Raw genomic sequence first — 22,322 nt, forward strand, 5'->3', positions numbered from 1 at the left:
AAGCAAATCTCAAAATTGAGTGAATCAAGGCAGGAGGAAGCTTAATATAATGGTACACGAGAAATTTGAGAATATCAAGCGGAATGCAAAAACATTAATCTGATTCATATACAGATAGAATAAGAGGGCCTTTTAGAATCAAACAATCCCATAATCAAATGAATCAAGGTATGGCACGTCTCTTGCACCCTGGGGAAAGAAGTGAGTTGTTCAGCCCTTAAAATGACAACCTGAAAGAGGCTTATGCAGCAGAAAACACCTGTTCGCATTGGGATCACGGGCTCTTACGGAGGGATGAATTTAGGGGATGAGGGAATACTGCACAGCATGGTCACACAACTGCGGAATTCCCTGAGAGCGGAGATCACGGTTTTTACCCGCTGTTGTGAGGATTCCCTGAGTCGCCATCCGATAGATCATGCGGTAAAATCCGTCAACATGTCCCTGCCTGAGATTTTGCCTGTGATTGAGAGGCTTGATGCGCTGGTAGTGGGGGGAGGAGGAATTCTCTATGATGCTCACGCCAGGCTTCATCTTCGGGAAGCATCATTGGCCCTTGAAAAAGGTGTACCGGTGATGGTGTATGCAGTTGGGGCCGGGCCTCTGAAAGATTCATTGGTTGCCGGGTATGTTCGTGATGTTTTAAGTGCTGTTGATCGTCTGACTGTCAGAGATCGCCATTCCTGCCAGATTCTGGAGGAGATTGGGCTGAGACGTGAAATGCTAATCACTGCAGATCCGGCGCTTCTTCTCAAGCCGGAAACTGTGGATAAAACAGTGCTGCGCCGGGAGGGGCTTTCAGGGAAAGGGAGACGAGTTGGAATCTCAGTAAGAGAAGCGGGAGTTGCCGCACCGGATATCCAGGAGAGTCACTATCATGCCCTGCTTGCCAATGCCGCGGATTTCATGATTGAACGTTTTGATGCGGATATCATCTTTATCCCCATGGAACCGGGTGTCTTTGATGTTCAGCAGGCACATGCGGTAATCTCCAGGATGCTTCGTCCCCAGAGAGCATCGGTGCTGCGGGGAAACTACAATTCAAATCAACTTCTCTATATTATCAGCCATCTGGATTTCGCAGTGGGGATGAGGCTTCATTTTCTGATCTTTGCCGCCAGAATGGGAGTACCTTTTGTAGCTCTCCCTTATTCTTCGAAAGTGATGGGTTTTCTTGAGGAACTGGATATAGAGATGCCTCCCATTAATCTGGTCAATGAGGGGCGTCTTATGGCCTATATTGACAGAGCCTGGGATAGCAGAGAGGAGTTGAAGAGAAAGATAAATACCATGCTTCCCAGGCTCCAGAGCCGTGCTTCAGAGAATAATGGTGTATTGATAGATTTGCTTAAACAGAGAAAGATTCAAGACAAGAGGGAACAAAATGCCTCCTCTGAGCCGTCCTGATAAAAATGAAAAAATAACCGTGCCTGCAAGTGAGGCACTTGTGGCAGCAGAAACCGATGTATTGGTGGTAGGGGGTGGTTCTGCAGGAATCGGGGCATCGTTTGGTGCTGCAAGGGCCGGTGGTGAGGTGATACTGGCAGAAAGGTATGGATTTCTTGGTGGCGCTGCTACTGTGGCACTGGTGATGCCTTTTATGTCAGCCCATACCCAGGAGTTTACTTTTCGCAAGCCCGGTAAGTCAAACCTGTTTCCTTCCGATCATGGTGAGGGTACCAGGGTAATTGCCGGAGTGCTTCTGGAACTGGTGAATCGGCTGATTGAGAACGGGGGAGCTGTGCTTCCTTCCTTTGAAACCGGGTATGTAATGCCTTTTGATCCGGAGGTTCTTAAAAGCACAGCTTTGAGTATGCTGGATGATTCCAATGTTCGTGTGTTGCTGCACTCCTTTGCGTTCTCCTACTCCAGAGGGGAGGATTTTTCCACGGTTTTTTTCATGACAAAATCCGGACCTGTTGCAATTCGTGCCCGCTGTATAGTGGACTGTACTGGTGATGGTGATGTGGCGTATCTGGCCGGGGCGCCTTACAAGATAGGGCGTGAAACTGATGGGTTGGTGCAGCCGATGACACTTTATTTCAGAATGGTGGGCTTTCATCGGCCTGCATTTGTCGAGTATGTGCGGAAACATCCTGAGCAGTGGTATGGAGTATTCGGATTGTGGGATCTGATCGAGAAGGCGACTGCTGAAGGGAAGTTGAAGTTTCCAAGAGAGGATCTTCTCATGTTCGCAACTCCTCATGACCAGGAGGTAAGCGTAAACAGTACAAGGGTGGGTGGATTGGCGGTTGATGTTTTTGATCTGACTGTTTCGGAGTGGGAGAACAGGAAGCAGGCACATGAGGTTTCTGAATTTTTGAGAAAATGGGTTCCCGGTTTTGAGAATTCCTATATGGTGCAGACAGGTGTTCAGGTTGGAATCAGAGAGTCCCGCAGGATAATGGGAGAATATGTACTTAAGGGAGAGGATATAATCGAGGCCAGAAGATTTGATGATGTGATAGCGCGCAGTGCTTATCCTCTTGATATTCATAATCCCAGGGGAAAGGGTACCCGTATGGAGCGGGTTCCTCCTGGAGAGGCTTACGATATTCCCCTCAGGTGTCTCAAACCTCTGGGGTGTGATGATATTCTTACTGGCGGTCGTTGTATTTCCGGTACTCACGAAGCACACTCATCCTACAGGGTAATGCCGGTGGCAATGGCTACGGGGCATGCTGCAGGTGTGTGTGCAGCCCTGGCAGCAAAGGTCGGTAAAGTCAGTTTGGTTAAACCTGAAGATGTTCAGGTTGAGCTTTTGAGACAGGGAGCCAATCTGGGCTAATTTCTCCGGTGTTTGTTTTCTATATTATTCTTGATAAAAGGTTCCCCATTTACCAGTTTTTAAACGTACCAGAAGTGCAGATCTTGTCATTTACTGCTCTGTACAGAAAAATTCCTTTTTTTTAAAGTCCGGGTTAAATATGAAGAAAGCAGTCCTGGTGATCGGGGGTGGGAGAGGTATTGGACGGGCGGTGTGTTTACGCGGCGCACAGGATGGTTATCATGTACTGATAAACTACCGTCAGAACACTACAGAGGCAGAGAAGACTCTGGAGGAGGTCAAAAGATCCGGTGGCAGTGCTGAACTGTGCCGTTTTGATATTACTGACCGCAGTGAGACTGTTTCTGCAATTGAAGATTTACTGGCCAGAAATACTGTCTGGGGGCTTGTGCTGAGTGCGGGGATACGCAGGGATGAACTGCTGGTGTTTATGGAGGAGAATCACTGGGATGAGATTATCGACATCAACCTGCGCAGTTTTTACACTGTGGTTAAACCAGTTGTAAAGCAGATGGTTCTGAGCAGACAGGGGAGAATAGTGGTCGTATCTTCAACCTCCGGACAGACCGGGCTTCCGGGGCAGGTGCATTATTCGGCTACAAAGGCGGGATTGATCGGTGCGGTTAAGGCGCTCTCCCAGGAGTGTGCCAAAAGAAATGTGCTTGTAAATGCTGTCGCTCCCGGTTTTATTGAAACAGATATGACTGATGATATAAATACTAAAGAATACAGGGAAAAGATTCCAATGCAGCGATTCGGTCGTCCTTCCGAGGTCGCATCGGTTGTTTCTTTTCTTCTGTCTCCAGACTCCAGTTATATGACTGGTCAGGTCCTGGGGATTAATGGCGGCATATACATGTGAACTGGTTCCCAGGAACCCGGAGTGAATGTGAGAGCGTACACCAGAAGAGTAGCTTTTATAACTGCTGTGATTTTCATTCCGCTTCTGTGTCTGGCTTCGCAAGACAGCGGTAGTGTGTCAAAGCTTAGTCTTGTTCCTGCATATTTCCCCGGTATGGGAAATTTGAAGAGTGGAAATTATGAAGCTGCTCTGCAGGAGCTTCTTTCTGATTCTCTGGTAACAGATTCTATCCAGCGGGTTTTCCAGTTGGCCAATATCCATCATAAGCTTTCCGATCACAGTAAAGCGCTTTTTCTCTACAGGCTTGCTGCCCAGAAAAATGAGGTGATAGCGCCGGTTGCCTACACATTTATTGGTGATATTGAATATGAGCAGGGGCGGGTGCAGAATAGCCTGACTGCTTACAGGGCTGCTCTTGGGCACAGGATTCCTCAGAAATATAAGATTTATGTCTTCGGGAAGATTCGGAAGGCTGTTGAGCAGGACAGCAGTGGTTTGTCTGATGCAGGATGGCTGGAGGAGTTCCGGAGGTGGAGGGAATCGGAGGAGAAGGTAAAGCTGCCTGATTTTTCGGACACTGTCGATGCGATGATCAAGGGGAGGAATTGGAGTGTGATAGATTCGCTCCTTGACACGATGGTTTTAAGCGGAAAAGAAGGCTGCCGAATCGCCAAGCTTGTTTTCAGTTCTGATTCACAGCAAATAGGCGGGAAAAACCAGTTTAAGCTTGCCAATGCTGCTGCACAGTGCAAGGACTGGAAGACGGCTGATGGGATTTTGCGAAATATAGCGGCTAAAAAAGGGTTGATGAGGGAAGTTCCGGAGGGAAGGTATCTGTATCTCAGGGCGCAGGTATACTATCAACTGGGGATGTTTGAGGAATCGATTAAGACCTACAGGAAAATAGACAGCAAGTATGGTTCTGACGCCAATGTTTTAATGAGTCTGGCGAGGGCTTACCGTAAAATCGGTAAAGCGGATGAAGCTGATAAGTGGTATGAGAGGCATTTAAAAGAGTATCCTTCTCATTCAAGAAACCAGGAGATAATGTGGCTCAAGGCCTGGAGGATGGAGGAGAAGGGGAAGATTAATGAAGCTGGTTCTGTGTACCGGCAGATTTATACCCGTTATCCGAAGGGGTCGAGGCGGGATGAGTCGTATTTGAGACATGCACTTTGTTTTTACAAACAGGAAAAATATGATTCTGCCCTGACGATACTGGATAATTTTACAAAGAAGTATCCTTATTCAAAACTGAGGCTTTCCATTTCTTACTGGAAAGGCAAGTGCCTGCTTGCGCTTGACAAGACAAGGCAGTCCAGGAAGGTTTTCCGCGAGATTTCAGCAGAGGAACCTTATGATTACTATGCACACAGATCGAGGCAGGTTTTATCTCTTCTGGGAGATACCGCTGAATTTGCTCTGGACACCGTCTCCGGTCTTGATCATGTGTTCCAGTGGCTCGATTCCATATCGCCTGCCAAATTGAAAAAGGACCTCTCTGCATCAGATTCAATCGATTATATCCGTGGGATTTACCTTGCCTCGATCGGGGAAACAGAAGCAGCCGAATACTTTCTGGAAAAGCTGGAGACTTCTTTTCCTGCAAATCTGAGTCTTCAGTTGGAGTTGTCGCTCCTTTATTATATCGGTGATTCGCCTGCCCAAGCATACAGGGTTGCCCGTCGCTTGACCTGGCGGATACCCGTTGCCGCAAAGGGGAGAATGCCGCTTGGGCTTTACAGATTCCTTTATCCATCATTTTTTGGCGATATAATCAGGGAGGCTGCGGCACAACACAATGTTGATCCTTATCTGGTCAGTGCGGTGATAAGGCAGGAGAGCATCTTTAATCCTGTGATCAAGTCGCCTGTTGGAGCGATCGGGCTGATGCAGATAATGCCTTATACAGGCAAGTACATCGCTGAGAAGGTTAAGGTTCCATTTGCAAATGATTCTCTTTCCTGTCCGCTTTACAATGTCCGGTTCGGGACCTTTTACATACGGGAGTTGCTGGATGAGTTCAACGATAATGTAGTGCTGGTACTGGCCGGCTATAACGGGGGACCTCACAATGCCCGGAAATGGTTCAGCAGGAATAAAGAAGAGGAGTATGATCTTTTTGTGGAAGATATAGCTTTTTCTGAAACTCGTGATTATGTAAAGAAAGTGCTGGCCAATTACTGGACCTACCGGGTGCTTGCAGGTAATTCAGGTTTTGCTTTTGGGGTTGAGAGCGCATTGTCGGCAGGTACGCGTCATTCCAGGTAAGCGGCTGCAGGTGTGGATTTTATGTGGAAATTTGAGTTTCTGTTGCACTGGAGGCTGATCTCTCTTATTTTTCAGTGTTCGGGTAAAATGCCTGGGTAATTTTTTCAAACAGGAGGTCCTATGTTCAGAAGTATTCTACTGTTAGGCATATTTGGCGTTTTCATGGCTTTTGCTCAGGATGACGATGATGTGAAAGCGGATTCGATTGTTTATGAAAAGCCTACAGAGTGGCGTGTCTTTTCTGCATCGGGACCAGTGAAAGCTTTTACTCTGCAGAATAATGTGTTGTGGTTCGCTACTCAGGAGAGTGTTTTTTCTACGAGCATGAAAAAGGCTGCTGAGCAGAAATTTCCCACTTTGGGAAAAATTGCGGGAAGTGATGTAACCTGCATGGTAACTGATGCTTCCGGTAAAGTATGGATTGGTGGAAATAACGGAGTAGCTGTCAGAAGCGGGAATCAGTTTACAAACTACACATCTGAAAACGGCCTTCCAAGTGATGCTGTTAGCAGTATGGCTGCTTCGTCAGATGGAAAAGTATGGGTTGGTACAGATAAAGGGTTGGTTTGTTTCCAGGGAAGCTCATCGAAGACTTACACCACAAAAGATGGTCTGGTGAGCGACAAGGTGCAGGCACTTATGGCTGGGAAGAAGGGCGATATCTGGGTAGGAACCAATAAGGGAATCAGTGTGTTTGATGGAGCGAAGTGGACACTTCATGATATGAAAAAGGGCTTGAGCTGGAACGATGTGAAGGCTTTGGCACAGGATTCCAGGAAGAATGTTATCTGGGCGGCAGTTGGAGAGAAAGATGTGAACTGCTTTGAGAATGGGAAATGGAACACTTATATGGAAATTCAGCCTGGGATAACGAGTATAATGGTTGATACACAGAGTAGAATCTGGTTTGGATCTGAAACTGGTCTGCTTAAGTTCAATGGAGATGAGTGGATTAGTGATCCAAAGCAGTTAGGCATACCTGCTGCTCAGGTTTTCAGTCTTCACAGGGATAATGGTGGAAATTTGTGGTTTGCCATGGAAAGCGGAGTGGTCAGACTTGCAAATCCATATCCGTTCTGATTCCTTTTGGCATAATCATTGCGGCATAAGAATTGACATGCTACTCTGAATCAGTACTGAAACGACCATGTCAGGGCGGGATGTCTGGTGTAGCTGTGCTTTTTAATGGTAAACATAAGAAATCAGGGAGGTTGCAGTGATATGGACAAAATAAAGATCGCGGTTGTTGGCATTGGCAACTGCGCAAGTTCTTTAATCCAGGGTATTCAGTATTATAAGGATAAAAGGCCCCAGGATGCAATTGGTTTGATGCATTGGGATATTGGTGGATTCACACCATCATCGATAGAAGTTGTTGCTGCTTTTGATGTTGACAAGAGAAAGATTGGAAAAGATGTCAACGAAGCGATCTTCAGCAAGCCTAACTGTACTGCTGTCTTCTGCCCTGAGATGCCTCTTGCTGGTGTAAAGGTAAGGATGGGGAAAGTGCTGGATGGTTTTTCAGAGCACATGAAAGATTATAATGAAAATGATCGCTTTGTGCTCTCTTCGGAAAAGGAACCTGAAAGAGAAGAAGTAGTAGATATCCTCAAGGAGACCGGTGCAGAGATACTTCTGAACTATCTTCCTGTGGGTTCTGAGGAGGCAACCCGCTTTTATGTCCAGTGTGCCCTTGATGCAGGGGTTGCTTTTATAAATAATATTCCCGTCTTTATCGCCTCAAATCCTGTATGGGCTAAAAAATTTGAAGAAAAGAATATTCCTATAATAGGAGATGACATAAAGGCGCAGTTGGGTGCTACTATAACCCATCGTACTCTGACAGATCTGTTCAGGAAAAGGGGTGTTAAGCTGGAACGCACCTATCAGCTCAATACCGGAGGTAATACCGATTTCCTTAACATGCTTAATCGGGCACGCCTTAAATCCAAGAAAGAATCCAAAACAGAGGCTGTTCAATCGGTGGCTGCCTCCAGGCTGGATCAGAGGGATATCCATGTGGGGCCATCGGATTATGTCCCCTGGCAGAATGATCAGAAAATCTGTTTTATTCGCATGGAGGGAAAATTATTCGGTGATGTTCCCATGAATCTTGAACTTAGGTTATCAGTTGAGGATTCTCCCAACAGTGCAGGTGTGGTAATAGACACTATTCGCTGCTGTAAACTTGCCCTCGATGCCGGGTTAGGCGGTGTTCTGCATGGGCCATCATCGTACTTCTGCAAGCATCCTCCTTGTCAAATTACAGACGATGATGCCCACAGGAAAGTCGAAGAGTTTATAAAGCAGTACAGTGTTCAACCAGCAGTTATCAACCAGCCACTTTAATCTGCAGCCGCCGATGGTTTTTTTCACTGCCATGAGCGGCGCTTCTCCAGGGTTGAGAAAGAAAATTGCGTTTCAGATAACCTGTCTGACAGTGTTATCAGTGATGCTGACTTTTTTTGGCTGCACGGTCGCGCCGAGGTATACTAAAAAGACAGAGAAAGAGGCTCCTCCTCCGGAGAAGAAGGTCTCTCCCGAAAAGATCAGGAAAACGCACGGTAAGTATTTTCAAGTGGGGATGGCGTCGTATTATGCCCATAAGTTCCACGGGCGGAAAACTGCCAATGGCGAAATTTTTAATATGAATGAAATGACCGCAGCCCATCCTACCCTCCCCTTCAACACAATGGTCAGGGTTACAAATCTAAGCAATAGAGTATCTGTTGTGGTCAGGATAAATGACCGGGGTCCATTTGCAAAAAAGAGGATAATAGACCTTTCCAGAGCAGCGGCAAAAAAACTGGGTATTATTCAATCCGGGGTAGGGAAAGTTGGATTGGAGATTTTAAAAAAGTAGCCTTACGAGGCCTTCTTATTCATAGCTGACAGCTGTGTTACTGTAAATTTCCTCTTCGGAATAGCCTGCTCTCTTAAGTGGCTGTAGAAAATCGCTTTCTATATCAGGAATGTAGTTTTTCAGGATTTCTCCCTGGCCTGAAATCTGGAACTCTCCTGTGCAGGAAGGTACGAGAACCGATTCACCGTTCCCCATCTTTATCTCAGAGCTATTCCAATGAACTGAGGCTGTTCCAGAGATGATAGTATAGAGAATCATCTTACCGTTTGTGTTTTCCGTCATCGGTGATACCAGAGAGATCTTTTCAGTAGCGAAATGGCGATTGGCAACATAGTAGGTTATGGAGTTTCCGTCCCTTTTCAATTCAAGACCTTGTATCACCTGATTTTTCAATCTGCCCTTGAAATCCAGAACATCAAGTGTCTGTTTCAGATGAAGCTCTCTTGGTCGTCCATCGAGACCGGGGCGATTCCAGTCAAACACTCTGTACACGGTGTCGGAGTTCTGCTGTACCTCAAAAAGCACTATACCTTCTCCAATGGAGTGGAGAAGCCCTGCAGGAACATAGACAACATCACCTTTTTTCACTGGTATCTCATTCACGAGGGAATCAAAATCCCTGTGTTCGATGCCAAGTTTAAATTGTTCTTTTGATACACCTTTCTTTAATCCTAAAACGAGTCTGGCACCCTCTTTTGCTCTGAGCACATACCACATCTCAGATTTTCCCAGTTCTCCTCCCTCGTGTTCTCTGGCGTAACTGTCCTGAGGATGTACCTGGAGGGACAATCGGTTTTTAGCATCTATCAGTTTAATGAGCAGTGGAAATCTCTGCAGGTGTTTCCAGGTGCTACCAAGCAGTTCCTCTTTGAAATTATCAAAAACGTACCTCAGGCTTTTGCCTTTGAGGCTTCCATTTTCAATTATGCTTGCGCCACGGTTATGAGAGGCGACATTCCAGCTTTCGCCGGTATGTTTGAAGGGAACATCTTTATTGAATATTTCTTTTAATGCCTGGCCACCCCAGACATTTTCAGTGTAAACCGGAGTGAGTTTAAGTGGATAGAGAGTCATGTTTAATAACTTATCATACTAAAATCTGCGCAGGGTTAAAGATTCACCGGTCTAGTTAAAAAAGAAAATACATCAGGGAGCGGGAAAATCCGAATTCTAAGAGCTTTGTTACTGCTGGAAAAACTCAGTTAAAAATCGGCCATAATCCGATCAGAATAAAAATGCCGGCGAGCAGTTGCAGGAGACTGAACAGAACAGGATTTTTAAGCGCGCCGAGATTGATAAAATAGCTTGCTCCGGTTAGAATGAGCCAGATTGAGAGGAGAATCATGCCTAATCGTTCCATATTTTCCTCCTGAGGGTTGGGTTTATATGAGAACAGCAATTTAAGTGCCTGATTTTGATCTGGGGACGGACTACTTTTTTACTTTTATAAGCGCTTAAATAGTCTGGTAGCAGTATTTGGATTTAATTTAGCTGAACAATACATGAGCCGTGATGCTCTTTTGTACCTGGATCGGAGGTGGAAATCTATCCTCTGCATTGGGAAAGACAGGTAATTTCCTTCAATATTAATGAATACCGCAATAGATGGATTTTGTCTTCAGTCAGTTTTGAGTTGCAATTAAAGAAATAAAAATACCCGTCATGGATAAAAGGGATCCGATAACGGGTAAAAAAATGTTCCTGCGGTCAGATTTCCGCTATGCAGTTAATGTGCATATGCCTCACTTTTCCTCGGATGCGGTACTGAGTAGGGAAGAGCAACCATCACTACTCCCTGAATCAATATTTCTATTCCGACCAGAAGACCGATCAGAAAGAAGGAGATCTCTGGCCAGGCAGCGATAATCCAGATTCCAAAGGCAAGAGAAATGATCCCGGAAAGCATCACCCAGCCCCAGTTTGCACGATGCTCAACTGGTGCGGCAATGGCTTTGAACAATCCCAGAATGACAAGAAAAGCAGCTATGAAATATGTCAAAGCGGTGGTTGTCAGGCCGGGATGGAACATTACCAGAAATCCTATTGCAATTGCCAGAATCCCTCCAAAGAGATGCCAGAAAATTCCTCTGCGGCGGCCCGGTGAAAAAGCGGTTACTATATCAACTACTCCCCGGACTGCTATCACAATTCCCAGAGTAATAATGGATAACCATGTTGTAAAGGCCGCGAATGAAATGCAGATCAATCCCAGGATTATCATCAATACCCCCAGCCCCACACTCCATCCCCGGTAACTTTCATAGACCGAACGATCTGTATCGATTGTGTTCATTGCAAAACTCCTTTAAGTTAAACGATCCGTTTCTCGTCAACCCTATTAATATTACGTATCACTGAGCCCGTCCTGACTTTTTTCTGCCAGTATCCGTTTTAACTCAACTAAATAGCACACACCATGCTGGGTTTCCTGTTCGGGGTCGGTATCGGTATCGATGCCATTGCCCATGTATCCTAACTTTACTGCGTTCAATTTTAAACAGTTAAGGAAAAAGACTGATCACGCGGAGATTCGTTTGATTCCAGTTTTGGTTTTATTCCGTGACAATACTTGAAATGTAAACCCCCGGTTTGTGATTAACCGGACTTCTGATCCCTTTATAAGTTACAAAAATGTTCTGTCAACTGTCTGTGTGTAACAAAATTGTCTGTCATGTATTCTGCGATCCCGCCTGAATCCTCTTTCTAAGTGAAATCAGCTATTGGCATTGCCTTTGCATAGATATCCTGCGAAAAAAAACGTCTCAATTATCAAGAGAGGATCTATGCTAAAACTCAGAACTTTGGTCGTAATGTCAATGGTAACAGTCAATAGTATGGCGGCACCTGAGATATCTTTCAGCGGATATCTTGATGCTGATGTGTGGGTGGATTTACGGGGATCTTACTTTACAAACAGTGAGCTTGATCTTGGTTTATCTTTGCAGTTCAATCCAAAGATCAGTGCACATGTGTATACGACTGTGAATTCCGTGTATTCATTGTCAGGACAGGGACAGATTCCTGCAGGTGCCGGACTTCCATCGGAGCGCTGGATTGAGGTTCATTTTGACGGGTTTGATATCACATGGGAGAGTAAAATCGGTACCTTCAAAGTGGGTGATCTTGTTTATCAGTACGGAAAATTCAACTACTATTTCTACAAACGCCTGAGCATGATAACGAAAGAAAGCTTTACAAGAGGGCTAAGCTACGGACTCGGTAATGAAAAAATAAGGCAGGAGATAACAGCGGGTGTAGCTGATGTCGGGGATAATGTGGCGGATCTGCACGGGCTAACAGGAGTCAACCTGAATGAGAATCATTCCCTGGAGCTGTACTACGGGATGCGGGGGAGTTCTCTCGAAGAGATATCATCAGGAACCGATTTCTTTGCAGGTGCACACTACCTGGGATCGATCGGTGACTATCTGTCAGTAAAGGCGGATGTCGGGTACACATCAATCGGAGGAACCGACCGGGGAAATGTGCTTTCTCTTCTTCTGGAACCGTCACTGACATTTAACCGGTTTTCATTGGCTTTCACCGGTTATGCACTGTTTGATCCTGATTCGGTAAATGAGCTTGCTGATGATCCGCTGTTCGGGATTGCTGATGAGCTGATGTTTTATGTGGAACCCGGGTACAGTTTCAATGACAAGTTCGCAGCAGGTCTGCCTCTGGAGTACCATGGGGCGGATCTGGAGAACAAGGATGATAACGCGTTCTGGGCAGTCCCCACCTTTTACATCTATCCTGCTGAAAATATTCAGTGGTGGCTGTGGGGGCAGGTGGTGGGTCCGCTCTCTGATGGTGTAAAAGGCAAGGATCTTCTTTACGGAATAGGGTCCGAAATAATTGTGGAGTTTTAAGAAAATAACAGTTCTGTATCTGAAGTGAAAAAGTCTTTTGATTAAGAAAATCAAGGGGGTGGAGAATTGCAGACGCATGTGATTCCTGATACACAACGAGGTGTGACACGCCCATACCTTATACAGTCAAGATGCGGTTGAGATGAATATGCTTTACTTTATGAAAATGATTGGACTTGTTACAGAAATGTACCGCAGTCTGTCAAACGAAACAGTGTTGTGCCGGTGCAGATCGATATCGGCTGTGAATAGAGCGTGTTTACACAATTTGCCATTCTGGCATGTCTGTTGCACTGACAGGTTAACGTGGTTATTACAAGTCAAAACGAGACAAATAATAAACTTTCAAATACATGGAAGGAGTTTTCTATGAGTAAGGTTTGGATGGCGGTTCTGGCGGGGGTGGTTTTGACGCCAGGTTCGATAAGTGCTGAAACCGGAAGTACAATAAACACAGTTGACACACTCTGGGTGCTTGTCGCAGCATTTCTGGTATTTTTCATGAATGCCGGTTTTGCGTTTATAGAGACAGGTTTCTGCAGGGCGAAAAACGCTGTTAATATATTGACAAAAAATTATGTGGTTTTTGCGATTTCTGCCATGGTGTTCTGGGGACTTGGTTATGGCCTGATGTTTGGCGACAGGGGAAATAATTTTATTGGAGCCGGATCGTTTCTGGTGAGTGAAAATGCTTTCAGCCCGGTATCCAACATTCCTCTGTTTGCCTTTTTCTTCTTTCAGCTTGCCTTCGCTTCGGCTGCATGCTCGATAATTTCCGGGGCTGTGGCAGAGAGAATCAAGTTTACTGCTTTTATTCTCTTTGGTGTAGTGATGGTTGGTGTTATATACCCGATTGGCGGGCACTGGGTCTGGGGTGGAGGATGGCTTGCGAATCTTGGGTTTCATGACTTTGCTGGTTCTACCGTAGTGCATTCTGCTGGAGGATGGGCAGCACTGGCTGGAATAATTCTGCTCGGAGCGCGGCTTGGCAAATACAGAAAGGACGGGAGTGCAAGGGCAATAGTCGGTCATTCTATTCCTCTGGCTACACTGGGTGGTTTTATACTGTGGCTTGGATGGTTCGGGTTCAATCCCGGAAGCGAACTGGCAGTTACTGAGAATGTTCCAAGAATAGCTCTGACAACAGCTCTGGCATCGTGTGCGGGAACAATAACTGCGATGTTTACAGCCTGGAAACTTATGGGGAAGCCGGATTTGTCGATGATTATAAACGGGTGTCTGGCTGGTCTGGTAGCAATCACTGCAGGATGTGCGGTAATTTCTCCTCTGGGCAGTGTAATAGTGGGTGCCATAGGTGGTGTTCTGGTGGTAGTATCAGTTATAACTTTTGACAAGATCAAAATTGACGACCCGGTTGGAGCCCTGTCTGTGCATCTTGTAAATGGAGTCTGGGGTACTTTAGCGGTGGGATTGTTTGCGGTACCGGGGCGTGTTGATGGAGTCACAGGATTGTTCTATGGTGGTGGTATCGGGCAGGTGTTGTCGCAGTTGGCCGGAATTACCGCTATCGGTGGCATAGTTTTCATACTGTCAATGGTGTTCTGGTTTATCATAAAGAAAACAATCGGTCTGAGAGTCTCCCGTGAGGAGGAGATCGGAGGACTGGATATCGGCGAGATGGGACTTGAGGCTTATAACGGGTTTCAGATATTCACTACTGAGGGATAAGATAACTGCGGAATAAACGGGAGGAATAAATATGAAGATGGTTGTGGCGATTATACAGCCGAACAGATTACCTGATGTAAAACAGGCCTTGTTTGATGCGGACGTGCGAAAGATGACTGTGACAAATGTTATAGGCTGCGGGCAGCAGGCAGGGTATACTGAGAGCTATCGTGGCAATATATTCGAAGTCAATCTTCTTAAGAAGGTAAAGCTTGAAATTGCCGTAAATGAGGAATTTGTGGACCGTACAGTGCAGGCGATCATTAAAGGGGCACGTACGGGTAAAATAGGTGACGGGAAGATATTCATTTTTGATCTTCCCAGGTGTATCAGGATAAGGACAGGAGAGGAAGGAGGGTGTGCTATTGGTTAGTAGGCGGGTGATTTAAGGTTAGAACTCGGGATTCAGGATTCAGGTAGTCCGTTTTTCATGAATCGGTGTTGGTATCGGCACCGATTCAATTTTTTGCTCAATTTGCTCACAAAGGAAAGGTTGTTAATTCATATCCGGGTGAAAGTAGAATTTAAACGACTAAGTCAATAATTCACCACGGAGAGAGGCAATCCATCGAACCTTATAAAAGTAAAAAGATAGTTCGTCCCCAAGTTTTTCAAAAATCATTAAAGAGATAATGTGTGGGAGGTTTGAGACTGTCTCAAAATAGGAATAAGATTTTGGGCGGCTGCCGCAGACGGGCACCGGGATGCTTTCTGCCCTTCCTGTTGGGCAGGTATCACCTTCCGGCTCGTCGTTCCACCTCGGTATGTCGTTTGTATCGCGGAAGAAGACTTCCGCTTTTTTGGAGCATACTGCACCTGAAGACAGGTGCACCTCCAGTCCGGCTGGCCGCGCGTGCTACGGGGCTTTATCAGGTGAAACAAACATTTATACCTTTAACATTCCATATCTTCTTAAGATTGTAAAGCTTTCAACATCTGGATTTCTGTTTTCACGGAATGAATTTCCAAGATGAAAAGAAACTATTCCTTGAATCTCTGATAATCGATCCTGTACCGTGCGACCTTATACTGCACAACCCGTTTGGTCGTACCAAGCAGTCTCGCAGCTTCGGTCTGATTACCCCTGGAATCTTTTAAAGCCTCGGTAAGAAGCTCCTTTTCGTATGCTTCAACCAGGTTTTCAAAGGTCCCGATCCGCTCTCCGCTGGAAGAAAGATCTTTCATCTGAAGTGTCGGGGGGAGGTCATGGCCGTTGATGCAGTCGCCGGATGCCACAATTACAGCCCGCTCGATGACATTTTCCAGTTCGCGCACGTTACCGGGCCAGTGATAAGCCAGGAGCATATCAATTGCAGGGGTGGAGATCCGTTCGATTTTTTTGCCCAGAAGGTCCGAATATTTTTTGGTAAAATAATCTGCCAGTAGCAGAACATCGGAGCCGCGGTCCTTCAGTGGAGGCAAATAGACAGTAAATACGTTGATTCTGTAAAAGAGATCCTGTCTGAAGCGGTTCTCCAGTACATCCTTTTCGAGGTCACGGTTTGTGGCAACGATCAGCCGTACATTAACTTTGATCATCTTTGTGCCACCGACCCGCTGAAACTCCTTCTCCTGGATTACCCTCAGGAGCCGTCCCTGGGCACTAAGCGGCATCTCTCCGATTTCATCGAGAAAAAGTGTTCCACTATTGGCAGCTTCAAACTGGCCGACTTTCATTTCTGTGGCGCCGGTGAAAGAACCTTTTTCGTGCCCAAACAGGACACTTTCCAGAAGAGATTCAGGAAGAGCAGCGCAGTTGACGGCAATAAAGGGCCCCTCTTTAAAGGTACTTCTCTGATGAATTGCGCGTGCAACAAGCTCTTTTCCTGTGCCGGTGTCACCCCGTACCAGAACTGTAGTTGGAGAGGGTGCAACCTGGGCTATCTGGCGGAATACCTCGCGCATGACACTGGAGTTGCCCATCATCTCATCGGGTTTGCCTCGCTCCTCGAGTGTTCTGCGAAGCTCCAGGTTTTCTTTTTCGAGCGCAAGGATGCGTTTCTGACGGCGGTCGTTTACAACCTGAGAAATAAGGTCGGCGATCGCCTCCAGAAAACGGAGTTCATCCTGCAGTATTGTTTCCTCAGTACAGCTTCTGTCTACGGAGAGTGCTCCGATAACAGATTTGCCGGATTTTATTGGCACACACAAAAATGCGATATTGCTGTCGGAAAGATTTGACCTGGCACCTGTACGGTTAAGGAATTTTGGCTCGTTTTTGATTCTGGGGATGACAACCGGTTTGCCTGTTTCAACCACCTGGCCGGTTATTCCTTCGCCAAGCCGGTATCTGCCTTTTCTACGGTCGTGGTCAGAAATCCCCCGGGCAACATCGACGACAAGTTCGGTTCTGTCAGGGTTCAGAATAGAGATCATCCCCCGGTTCATCCCGGCATGAATCTCCAGAATTTCGAGCACATCAGCCATGGTTTTTTCCAGTGCTGAGGCATTGCCCAGAATGCGAGCGATATGGTAAAGTACCGATAAACCGTTGAACCCGAGATTGGCTTTTAATTCAGAAAGTATCATATTTTTTCTCTTGATACAAAAATGTATCATCTATGGTAATCAAGGCAATCAAGATCTGATATGAAGGTATCAGATTTGATTGCTTTTTTATTTAACACACTTCAGGAGATAAACAGCATTTCTCTGTACTTTGGAAGATGCCACATGTGATCCGGAATCAGGGTTTCCAGGTCATCAACATGTCTTCTTATATGCTCCATCTGTGGTTTGACCTCATCAAAGTAGTACGCTGCACGCTCATCTTCGTGCATCGATTCTGCCTTTTTAACCATCTCAGAAAGGATGCGAGTATTTCTGTTTACGAACAGGATGACTTCGCTGAGGTGTCTGTAGAGTTCTCTTCTGTTCTCGATACACTCAGGGTTCAGCTTGAGTTCTTTATCTTTCCCAAGCTCTGTCATCTGCAGCACTGTCTTGCCGATATTGTGCTGGAATTCGTAGGCAGAGGGAAGTACCGATGAGTTGATCATGTCGATTATGGTTTTTACCTCGATATCGAGAACCTTATTGTAGATATCGATCCAGATATTGTAACGTGCGATCAGCTCTGATTTGCTTAGTACGCCCAGTTTTTCGAAGAGTTTGACATTTTCCGGATCGATCATCACTGCCAGAGCCGCTGCAGTGGAGGGCTTATTGGGAAGACCGCGTTTTTCGGCTTCTTCATGCCATTGCTTTGAATAGTTATTTCCATCAAACAATATTGGCTTGCTTTCCTTTATAGTTGCTGAGAGAACTTTGAGTACCGCGTTTTCAAAGGAATCACTCTTCATAGCTGCGGTAATTTTTTCTCTTATGTCGTTGATCGAGTCGGCTATGATGGAGTTTATAATTGTGATCGAGCTGGAAATATTGAACGAGCTTCCAACGGCTCTGAATTCGAATTTCATCCCTGTGAAGGCAAAAGGAGATGTGCGGTTGCGATCTGTTGTGTCACGCGGGAACTTGGGCAGATGCGCTATTCCAAAATCTACAATGTCCTTTTTTGAGATTTTATTACGGTTACCGTTTTCAATATTGTCGATTACCTGTTTGAGATGGTTACCGAGATAAACGCTCATGATGGCCGGAGGAGCCTCATTGGCGCCCAGCCTGTGTTCGTTTCCAGCGCTCGCGACAGATAGTCTCAGAAGATCGCTGCGTTTGTAAACAGCCTGGATCACAGCTACCAGGAAGGTAAGGAACTGCAGGTTTTCCTCTGGTGTTTCTCCCGGATTAAGGAGGTTGGATCCCTTGTTGTCGGAAAGCGACCAGTTCAGATGTTTTCCGCTGCCGTTGATACCGGCGAAGGGTTTTTCGTGCAGAAGGCATTCCAGACCGTGTCTTTTTGCCACTTTGCGCATCAGGTCCATAAGGAGCACATTATGATCCGCAGCCAGGTTGGATCTTTCGAAGTACGGTGCAAATTCGTACTGATGCGGGGCGACTTCGTTGTGACGAGTGGTTACCGGAATTCCAAGCTTGTGTGCTTCCACGGCAACCTCGTTCATGTATGCGAGAACCCGGTCCTTTATGGAACCAAAATATTGATCTTCGAGCTGCTGGCCCTTAGGTGAGGGGGCGCCGATAAGTGTCCGTCCAGTGAGCTGAAGATCGCTGCGCATTTTATAGTATTTCTGATCGATGAGGAAATATTCCTGTTCCGCACCGCATGTGGAATAGACACTTTTTACATCGTTATGTCCGAACAGTTTCAACATGGCCACAGCCGCTTTGCTCAAGGCCTGTTCGCTTCTTAACAGCGGAAGTTTCTTATCGAGAGCCTCGCCTGTGTAGGAGATGAAGATTGTGGGGATACACAGTGTCTTTCCGTTTCCGCCGTTCATGATAAAAGCGGGGGATGAAGGATCCCAGGCAGTGTAACCTCGTGCTTCAAAAGTGACCCTCAGACCTCCGGATGGAAATGAGGATGCATCGGGTTCACCCTGGATCAATTTTGTACCGGTGAGTTTTTCCAGGATCTGACCCTTGCCGTTTATGGAGATAAAAGTCTCGTGTTTTTCTGCTGTTTGTCCGGTCATGGGCTGAAACCAGTGGGTGTAGGAATTGGCACCCTTCTCGATTGCCCAGCTTTTCATGGCATTTGCTATTTCATCAGCCTGCTCATTTGTTATCGGCACTCCATCTTCCTGCCACTGTTTGAAAGCATAGAAGGTTCTTTCGCAAACCATGCTCATCATAACAGCTTCGCTGAATGTGTTCTCTCCAAAATAGTCAGAGATTTTGCCGGAACATTCAAAGTTCCCGTTGCTGGCTGGTTTGATTGCCAGGTTTACTTCGTGACGTATACTCATAAAAGCTCCTCAAGTGAAATGATTTAATACTTGCAATTGATTATTCTGATTAAGAATCGACTTTCATGATTCTGACCAGAGAAACGTTAATGATCTTTTTTTTGTATCTGAGCATCTGCACAAAAGTGTTGCTGATACCAATACGGAACTAAATTGACATCAGCATATAGTCAAATTGTGTGCCATCTTTTTTCTGTTCTATGTCATCACTGCATAATTGCCCTTTTTTATCGATTAGAAGCGGTTATTTCGGTAGAGTACAGAAACGAAAGGGAGTAGAAGAGCCAAATTTGTACCCCTCGTTTTGATACCAAGATGTATCAGGTGTGGGGTGGATGATACAAAATTGTATCAGTGGGGTGAATGCTTGAGGGTGTTACTGCTCAGTGTTTCGGGATTGATCTGGGTGAAAAACACCTTAATATGTGCCTGTTTTTAGGGCTTTTGATTATGGAATGGGTGATTTGACACAAAATTGAATTGCATGGCACATTACTTGCATAATTGTCCTGGGATAAAATTAACAGAAGATATTTTATGCCAAAAGTTCTGAATTCACTAAGTACAGGTTTGCCAGGTCTGGATGAGGTAATCCAGGGGATAAGGCCGGGAGACAATATTGTATGGCAGGTAGAATCCATCGAGGATTACATTCCCTTCACAGAATATTTCAGCAGGGAATCACAAAAAACCGGTAATCCGCTTATTTATTTCCGCTTTGCAGATCATCATCCTCTTATTGCCGATGATATCGATGCTCTGAGATATGAACTTCATCCAGAGGAGGGGTTCGAGAACTTTATTTCTGCTATCTTCTCTGTGATAGAGAGGGTCGGTTTCGGGGCCTGCTACATTTTTGACTGCCTCTCAGAGCTTTCCGTAGACTGGTACAGTGACCGGATGCTTGGCAATTTTTTCATGCTGACCTGTCCCTATCTATACGACTATGACACCGCCGCCTATTTCGGGCTTCTCAGGAATCATCACATGTCTGCGGCAATCGGGGCGATTCATGATACGGCTCAGGTAATTATCGATGTTCACCGTAAAGATGAGAGGCTCTATGTTCATCCGCAGAAGGTTTATAAGAGATACTCTCCGAGCATGTACACTCTTCATGGCTGGGATGGGGAGCGGTTCAATACGGTGATGTCCAGTGCGATCATATCGGAGATCCTGGAGTGTGATCCCCAGCCCTGGCTTGATTTTTCGGTTCAGCGTGCTGATATCTGGACAAGGAATTTTACACGTGCAGAGATGCTGGTTCAGGGGAAGTACTGTTCCGGGAATTGTGAGGGTGAGGTTGAAGAGCTGAAAGAGCAGCTCTTAAGGATGGCTCTTTCCAGGGATCCCCGTCTGTTGGAACTTGCGCGTCGCTATTTTGATCTGGCCGATCTGGTGAATATTGGAAGAAGGATGATCGGCACAGGGCTTATCGGTGGTAAATCGGCTGGAATGCTGACTGCAAGGGCTATACTGGCAAAAAAAGCTCCTCAGCTATATGCGCTCCTTGAGGTACACGATTCTTTCTTTATCGGTTCCGATGTCTTCTACACCTATCTTGTGCAAAACAAATGCTGGTGGATGAGGCGCAAGCTCAAGAGGAGCGGTTCGATGTATGATGGGGCGGAGGAGATGCGTGAGCGGATGCTCAAGGGGAGTTTTCCCAAAGAGATCGAAGAGCAGTTTGCGCAGATGCTCGATTACTTTGGTCAATTTCCCATAATTGTCCGTTCCAGCAGTCTTCTTGAGGATGCTTACGGAAATGCTTTCTCCGGGAAATACGAGAGTGTGTTTTGTGCCAATCAGGGGACCCCAAGGGAGCGCCTTGAGAGTTTCAAGCAGGCGGTCCGCACTGTGTATGCGAGTACAATGAGCAGGGAGGCTCTCTCTTATCGTGAACACTGGGGACTGATGGAGCATGACGAGCAGATGGCTTTACTGGTGCAGCGTGTCTCTGGTGAGATGCATGGCTCGCTTTTCTTTCCGCATGCTGCAGGGGTGGGATTTTCGTTTAACCCCTTTGTCTGGAACAGTGATATTGATCCCTCCCAGGGAGTGCTTCGTCTGGTGTTCGGGCTTGGTACCAGGGCGGTGGATCGTGCCGATGATGATTATACCAGGATTGTGGCACTCAATGCCCCGCTGAAACGTCCGGAAACCAGTCTTGACGAGGTCAGGCGGTATGCGCAGAGACGTGTCGATGTGATAAATTTAACAAATAATACAACCGAAACACACCGTTTTGAGGATGTGATTCAGCAGTCTCCGAGAGTGCCGGTTGACATCTTTGCTTTCCGCGACGAGGAGATGGAGCAGCGGGGTAAAGAGGCGGGCAGGGATGTGTTTTCCTATGTATTAACATTTGATAAACTGCTTTCTGATACCGGCTTCTGCGATGCGATAAGAGAGCTTCTCAGAGTGCTTCACATCGCTTACGATCATGCTGTGGACATCGAATTTACGCTGAACTTTCTTGATGATAAATCCTTCAGGATAAATCTTGTTCAGTGCAGGCCTTTCCAGGTAAAGGGACAGTTCCGCTCGGTAAATCTGCCCCGTGGAATTCCTCAGGAAAGGATTCTGATGAAGACAACAGGGCCGGTGATAGGAACAAGTCGGGATATGACGGTGGAGCGCCTGATATATGTAGTTCCCGAGGTCTATGGCGGGATGAGCATGGGGGACAGATATTCGGTGGCGAGGCTTATAGGTCGCCTGACACACGCATCCGTGAAGAAGAATGAGGGACGTAAAGCGATAATGCTTCTTGGGCCCGGACGCTGGGGTACGACTACACCATCACTTGGTGTGCCTGTCTCATTTGCGGAGATAAACACTGTTGCTGTACTCTGTGAGATAGCATCGATGCATGAGGGGCTTGTTCCGGATGTATCGCTTGGTACCCATTTCTTCAACGATCTTGTAGAGATGGATATGCTTTACGCGGCGGTATATCCCGGCCGGACGGGAAGTTTCTGTCAGGAAAATCTTATTATGAGTATACCCAACCGGATAGGTGAACTGGTTCCGGATGCATCGATCTGGAGCCGTGCAGTGCATGTGATTGAATCAGGGGGTGAGGCCGGCAGCATGAGATTGACAATTGATTCGATGAAACAGGAAGGGATGTTGTATATATGATGGATCGGACAGC

At 46.2% G+C, this 22,322-nt stretch carries 16 protein-coding genes; 11 read left to right on the plus strand and 5 right to left on the minus strand.

Annotated elements, in window-relative coordinates:
- Nucleotides 1–243: 243 nt before the first annotated feature.
- The 7 genes from GX089_09325 to GX089_09355 all read left to right on the plus strand — a co-directional run bounded on the left by GX089_09325 (nt 244) and on the right by GX089_09355 (nt 8,784).
- On the plus strand, nt 244–1,407 hold the full coding sequence (locus tag GX089_09325) for a polysaccharide pyruvyl transferase (GenBank protein NLP02681.1): 1,164 nt from the start codon (nt 244–246) through the stop codon (nt 1,405–1,407).
- The gene (locus tag GX089_09330) at nt 1,385–2,788 is read left to right on the plus strand and encodes an FAD-dependent oxidoreductase (GenBank protein NLP02682.1); all 1,404 of its coding nucleotides are present in this window, start codon (nt 1,385–1,387) and stop codon (nt 2,786–2,788) included. The genes GX089_09325 and GX089_09330 overlap by 23 nt, the downstream gene beginning before the upstream one ends.
- 139 nt (nt 2,789–2,927) lie before the next feature.
- A complete protein-coding gene (fabG, locus tag GX089_09335) occupies nt 2,928–3,650 on the plus strand; it encodes a 3-oxoacyl-ACP reductase FabG (protein ID NLP02683.1) in 723 nt (240 codons plus the stop codon).
- 21 nt (nt 3,651–3,671) lie between these two features.
- Nucleotides 3,672–5,921, plus strand: coding sequence for a transglycosylase SLT domain-containing protein (locus GX089_09340; GenBank protein ID NLP02684.1), 2,250 nt, complete (start codon nt 3,672–3,674; stop codon nt 5,919–5,921).
- A gap of 120 nt (nt 5,922–6,041) precedes the next feature.
- A complete protein-coding gene (locus tag GX089_09345; GenBank protein ID NLP02685.1) occupies nt 6,042–7,001 on the plus strand; it encodes a hypothetical protein in 960 nt (319 codons plus the stop codon).
- A 141-nt stretch (nt 7,002–7,142) separates the two neighbouring features.
- A complete protein-coding gene (locus GX089_09350) occupies nt 7,143–8,270 on the plus strand; it encodes an inositol-3-phosphate synthase (GenBank protein NLP02686.1) in 1,128 nt (375 codons plus the stop codon).
- 13 nt (nt 8,271–8,283) lie between these two features.
- On the plus strand, nt 8,284–8,784 hold the full coding sequence (locus GX089_09355) for a septal ring lytic transglycosylase RlpA family protein (GenBank protein NLP02687.1): 501 nt from the start codon (nt 8,284–8,286) through the stop codon (nt 8,782–8,784).
- A gap of 15 nt (nt 8,785–8,799) precedes the next feature.
- Here GX089_09355 and GX089_09360 read toward each other — a convergent pair whose 3' ends face one another.
- The 3 genes from GX089_09360 to GX089_09370 all read right to left on the minus strand — a co-directional run bounded on the left by GX089_09360 (nt 8,800) and on the right by GX089_09370 (nt 11,077).
- Nucleotides 8,800–9,858: a mannose-6-phosphate isomerase gene (locus GX089_09360; GenBank protein ID NLP02688.1), complete on the minus strand. Its 1,059-nt coding sequence runs from the start codon at nt 9,856–9,858 to the stop codon at nt 8,800–8,802.
- Nucleotides 9,859–9,982: 124 nt separating this feature from the next.
- Nucleotides 9,983–10,144, minus strand: coding sequence for a hypothetical protein (locus GX089_09365; protein ID NLP02689.1), 162 nt, complete (start codon nt 10,142–10,144; stop codon nt 9,983–9,985).
- Nucleotides 10,145–10,510: 366 nt separating this feature from the next.
- The gene (locus GX089_09370) at nt 10,511–11,077 is read right to left on the minus strand and encodes an HdeD family acid-resistance protein (GenBank protein NLP02690.1); all 567 of its coding nucleotides are present in this window, start codon (nt 11,075–11,077) and stop codon (nt 10,511–10,513) included.
- A 490-nt stretch (nt 11,078–11,567) separates the two neighbouring features.
- On the opposite strand from GX089_09370, the gene GX089_09375 reads away from it, so the two are divergent.
- The 3 genes from GX089_09375 (at nt 11,568) to GX089_09385 (ending at nt 14,715) form a co-directional block, all read left to right on the plus strand.
- Nucleotides 11,568–12,653 carry a hypothetical protein gene (locus GX089_09375; protein NLP02691.1) on the plus strand — a complete coding sequence of 362 codons (1,086 nt, stop codon included), beginning with the start codon at nt 11,568–11,570 and terminating at the stop codon, nt 12,651–12,653.
- A gap of 369 nt (nt 12,654–13,022) precedes the next feature.
- The gene (gene amt / locus GX089_09380) at nt 13,023–14,342 is read left to right on the plus strand and encodes an ammonium transporter (GenBank protein NLP02692.1); all 1,320 of its coding nucleotides are present in this window, start codon (nt 13,023–13,025) and stop codon (nt 14,340–14,342) included.
- Between the two features lie 31 nt (nt 14,343–14,373).
- Nucleotides 14,374–14,715: a transcriptional regulator gene (locus tag GX089_09385; GenBank protein NLP02693.1), complete on the plus strand. Its 342-nt coding sequence runs from the start codon at nt 14,374–14,376 to the stop codon at nt 14,713–14,715.
- A 608-nt stretch (nt 14,716–15,323) separates the two neighbouring features.
- Here GX089_09385 and GX089_09390 read toward each other — a convergent pair.
- Entirely contained in the window at nt 15,324–16,871 is a 1,548-nt protein-coding gene (locus GX089_09390) for a sigma 54-interacting transcriptional regulator (protein NLP02694.1), read from the minus strand.
- A 101-nt stretch (nt 16,872–16,972) separates the two neighbouring features.
- The gene (locus tag GX089_09395; protein NLP02695.1) at nt 16,973–19,165 is read right to left on the minus strand and encodes a glutamine synthetase type III; all 2,193 of its coding nucleotides are present in this window, start codon (nt 19,163–19,165) and stop codon (nt 16,973–16,975) included.
- A gap of 537 nt (nt 19,166–19,702) precedes the next feature.
- Between GX089_09395 and GX089_09400 the strand changes: the two genes are divergently transcribed.
- The gene (locus GX089_09400) at nt 19,703–22,309 is read left to right on the plus strand and encodes a pyruvate, phosphate dikinase (GenBank protein ID NLP02696.1); all 2,607 of its coding nucleotides are present in this window, start codon (nt 19,703–19,705) and stop codon (nt 22,307–22,309) included.
- Nucleotides 22,310–22,322 lie beyond the last annotated feature (13 nt).

The organism is Fibrobacter sp. (genome assembly GCA_012523595.1).
In the GTDB taxonomy this organism is placed as follows: Bacteria; Fibrobacterota; Chitinivibrionia; order Chitinivibrionales; family Chitinispirillaceae; genus JAAYIG01.

Coding starts and splice junctions, on each gene's coding strand:
- GX089_09350 (NLP02686.1), top strand. CDS start 7,143: ATGGACAAAATAAAGATCGCGGTTGTTGGCATTGGCAACTGCGCAAGT.
- GX089_09330 (NLP02682.1), top strand. CDS start 1,385: ATGCCTCCTCTGAGCCGTCCTGATAAAAATGAAAAAATAACCGTGCCT.
- GX089_09395 (NLP02695.1), bottom strand. CDS start 19,165: ATGAGTATACGTCACGAAGTAAACCTGGCAATCAAACCAGCCAGCAAC.
- GX089_09360 (NLP02688.1), bottom strand. CDS start 9,858: ATGACTCTCTATCCACTTAAACTCACTCCGGTTTACACTGAAAATGTC.
- GX089_09325 (NLP02681.1), top strand. CDS start 244: ATGCAGCAGAAAACACCTGTTCGCATTGGGATCACGGGCTCTTACGGA.
- GX089_09375 (NLP02691.1), top strand. CDS start 11,568: ATGCTAAAACTCAGAACTTTGGTCGTAATGTCAATGGTAACAGTCAAT.
- amt (NLP02692.1), top strand. CDS start 13,023: ATGAGTAAGGTTTGGATGGCGGTTCTGGCGGGGGTGGTTTTGACGCCA.
- GX089_09345 (NLP02685.1), top strand. CDS start 6,042: ATGTTCAGAAGTATTCTACTGTTAGGCATATTTGGCGTTTTCATGGCT.
- GX089_09400 (NLP02696.1), top strand. CDS start 19,703: ATGCCAAAAGTTCTGAATTCACTAAGTACAGGTTTGCCAGGTCTGGAT.
- fabG (NLP02683.1), top strand. CDS start 2,928: ATGAAGAAAGCAGTCCTGGTGATCGGGGGTGGGAGAGGTATTGGACGG.
- GX089_09390 (NLP02694.1), bottom strand. CDS start 16,871: ATGATACTTTCTGAATTAAAAGCCAATCTCGGGTTCAACGGTTTATCG.
- GX089_09385 (NLP02693.1), top strand. CDS start 14,374: ATGAAGATGGTTGTGGCGATTATACAGCCGAACAGATTACCTGATGTA.
- GX089_09370 (NLP02690.1), bottom strand. CDS start 11,077: ATGAACACAATCGATACAGATCGTTCGGTCTATGAAAGTTACCGGGGA.
- GX089_09365 (NLP02689.1), bottom strand. CDS start 10,144: ATGGAACGATTAGGCATGATTCTCCTCTCAATCTGGCTCATTCTAACC.
- GX089_09355 (NLP02687.1), top strand. CDS start 8,284: ATGGTTTTTTTCACTGCCATGAGCGGCGCTTCTCCAGGGTTGAGAAAG.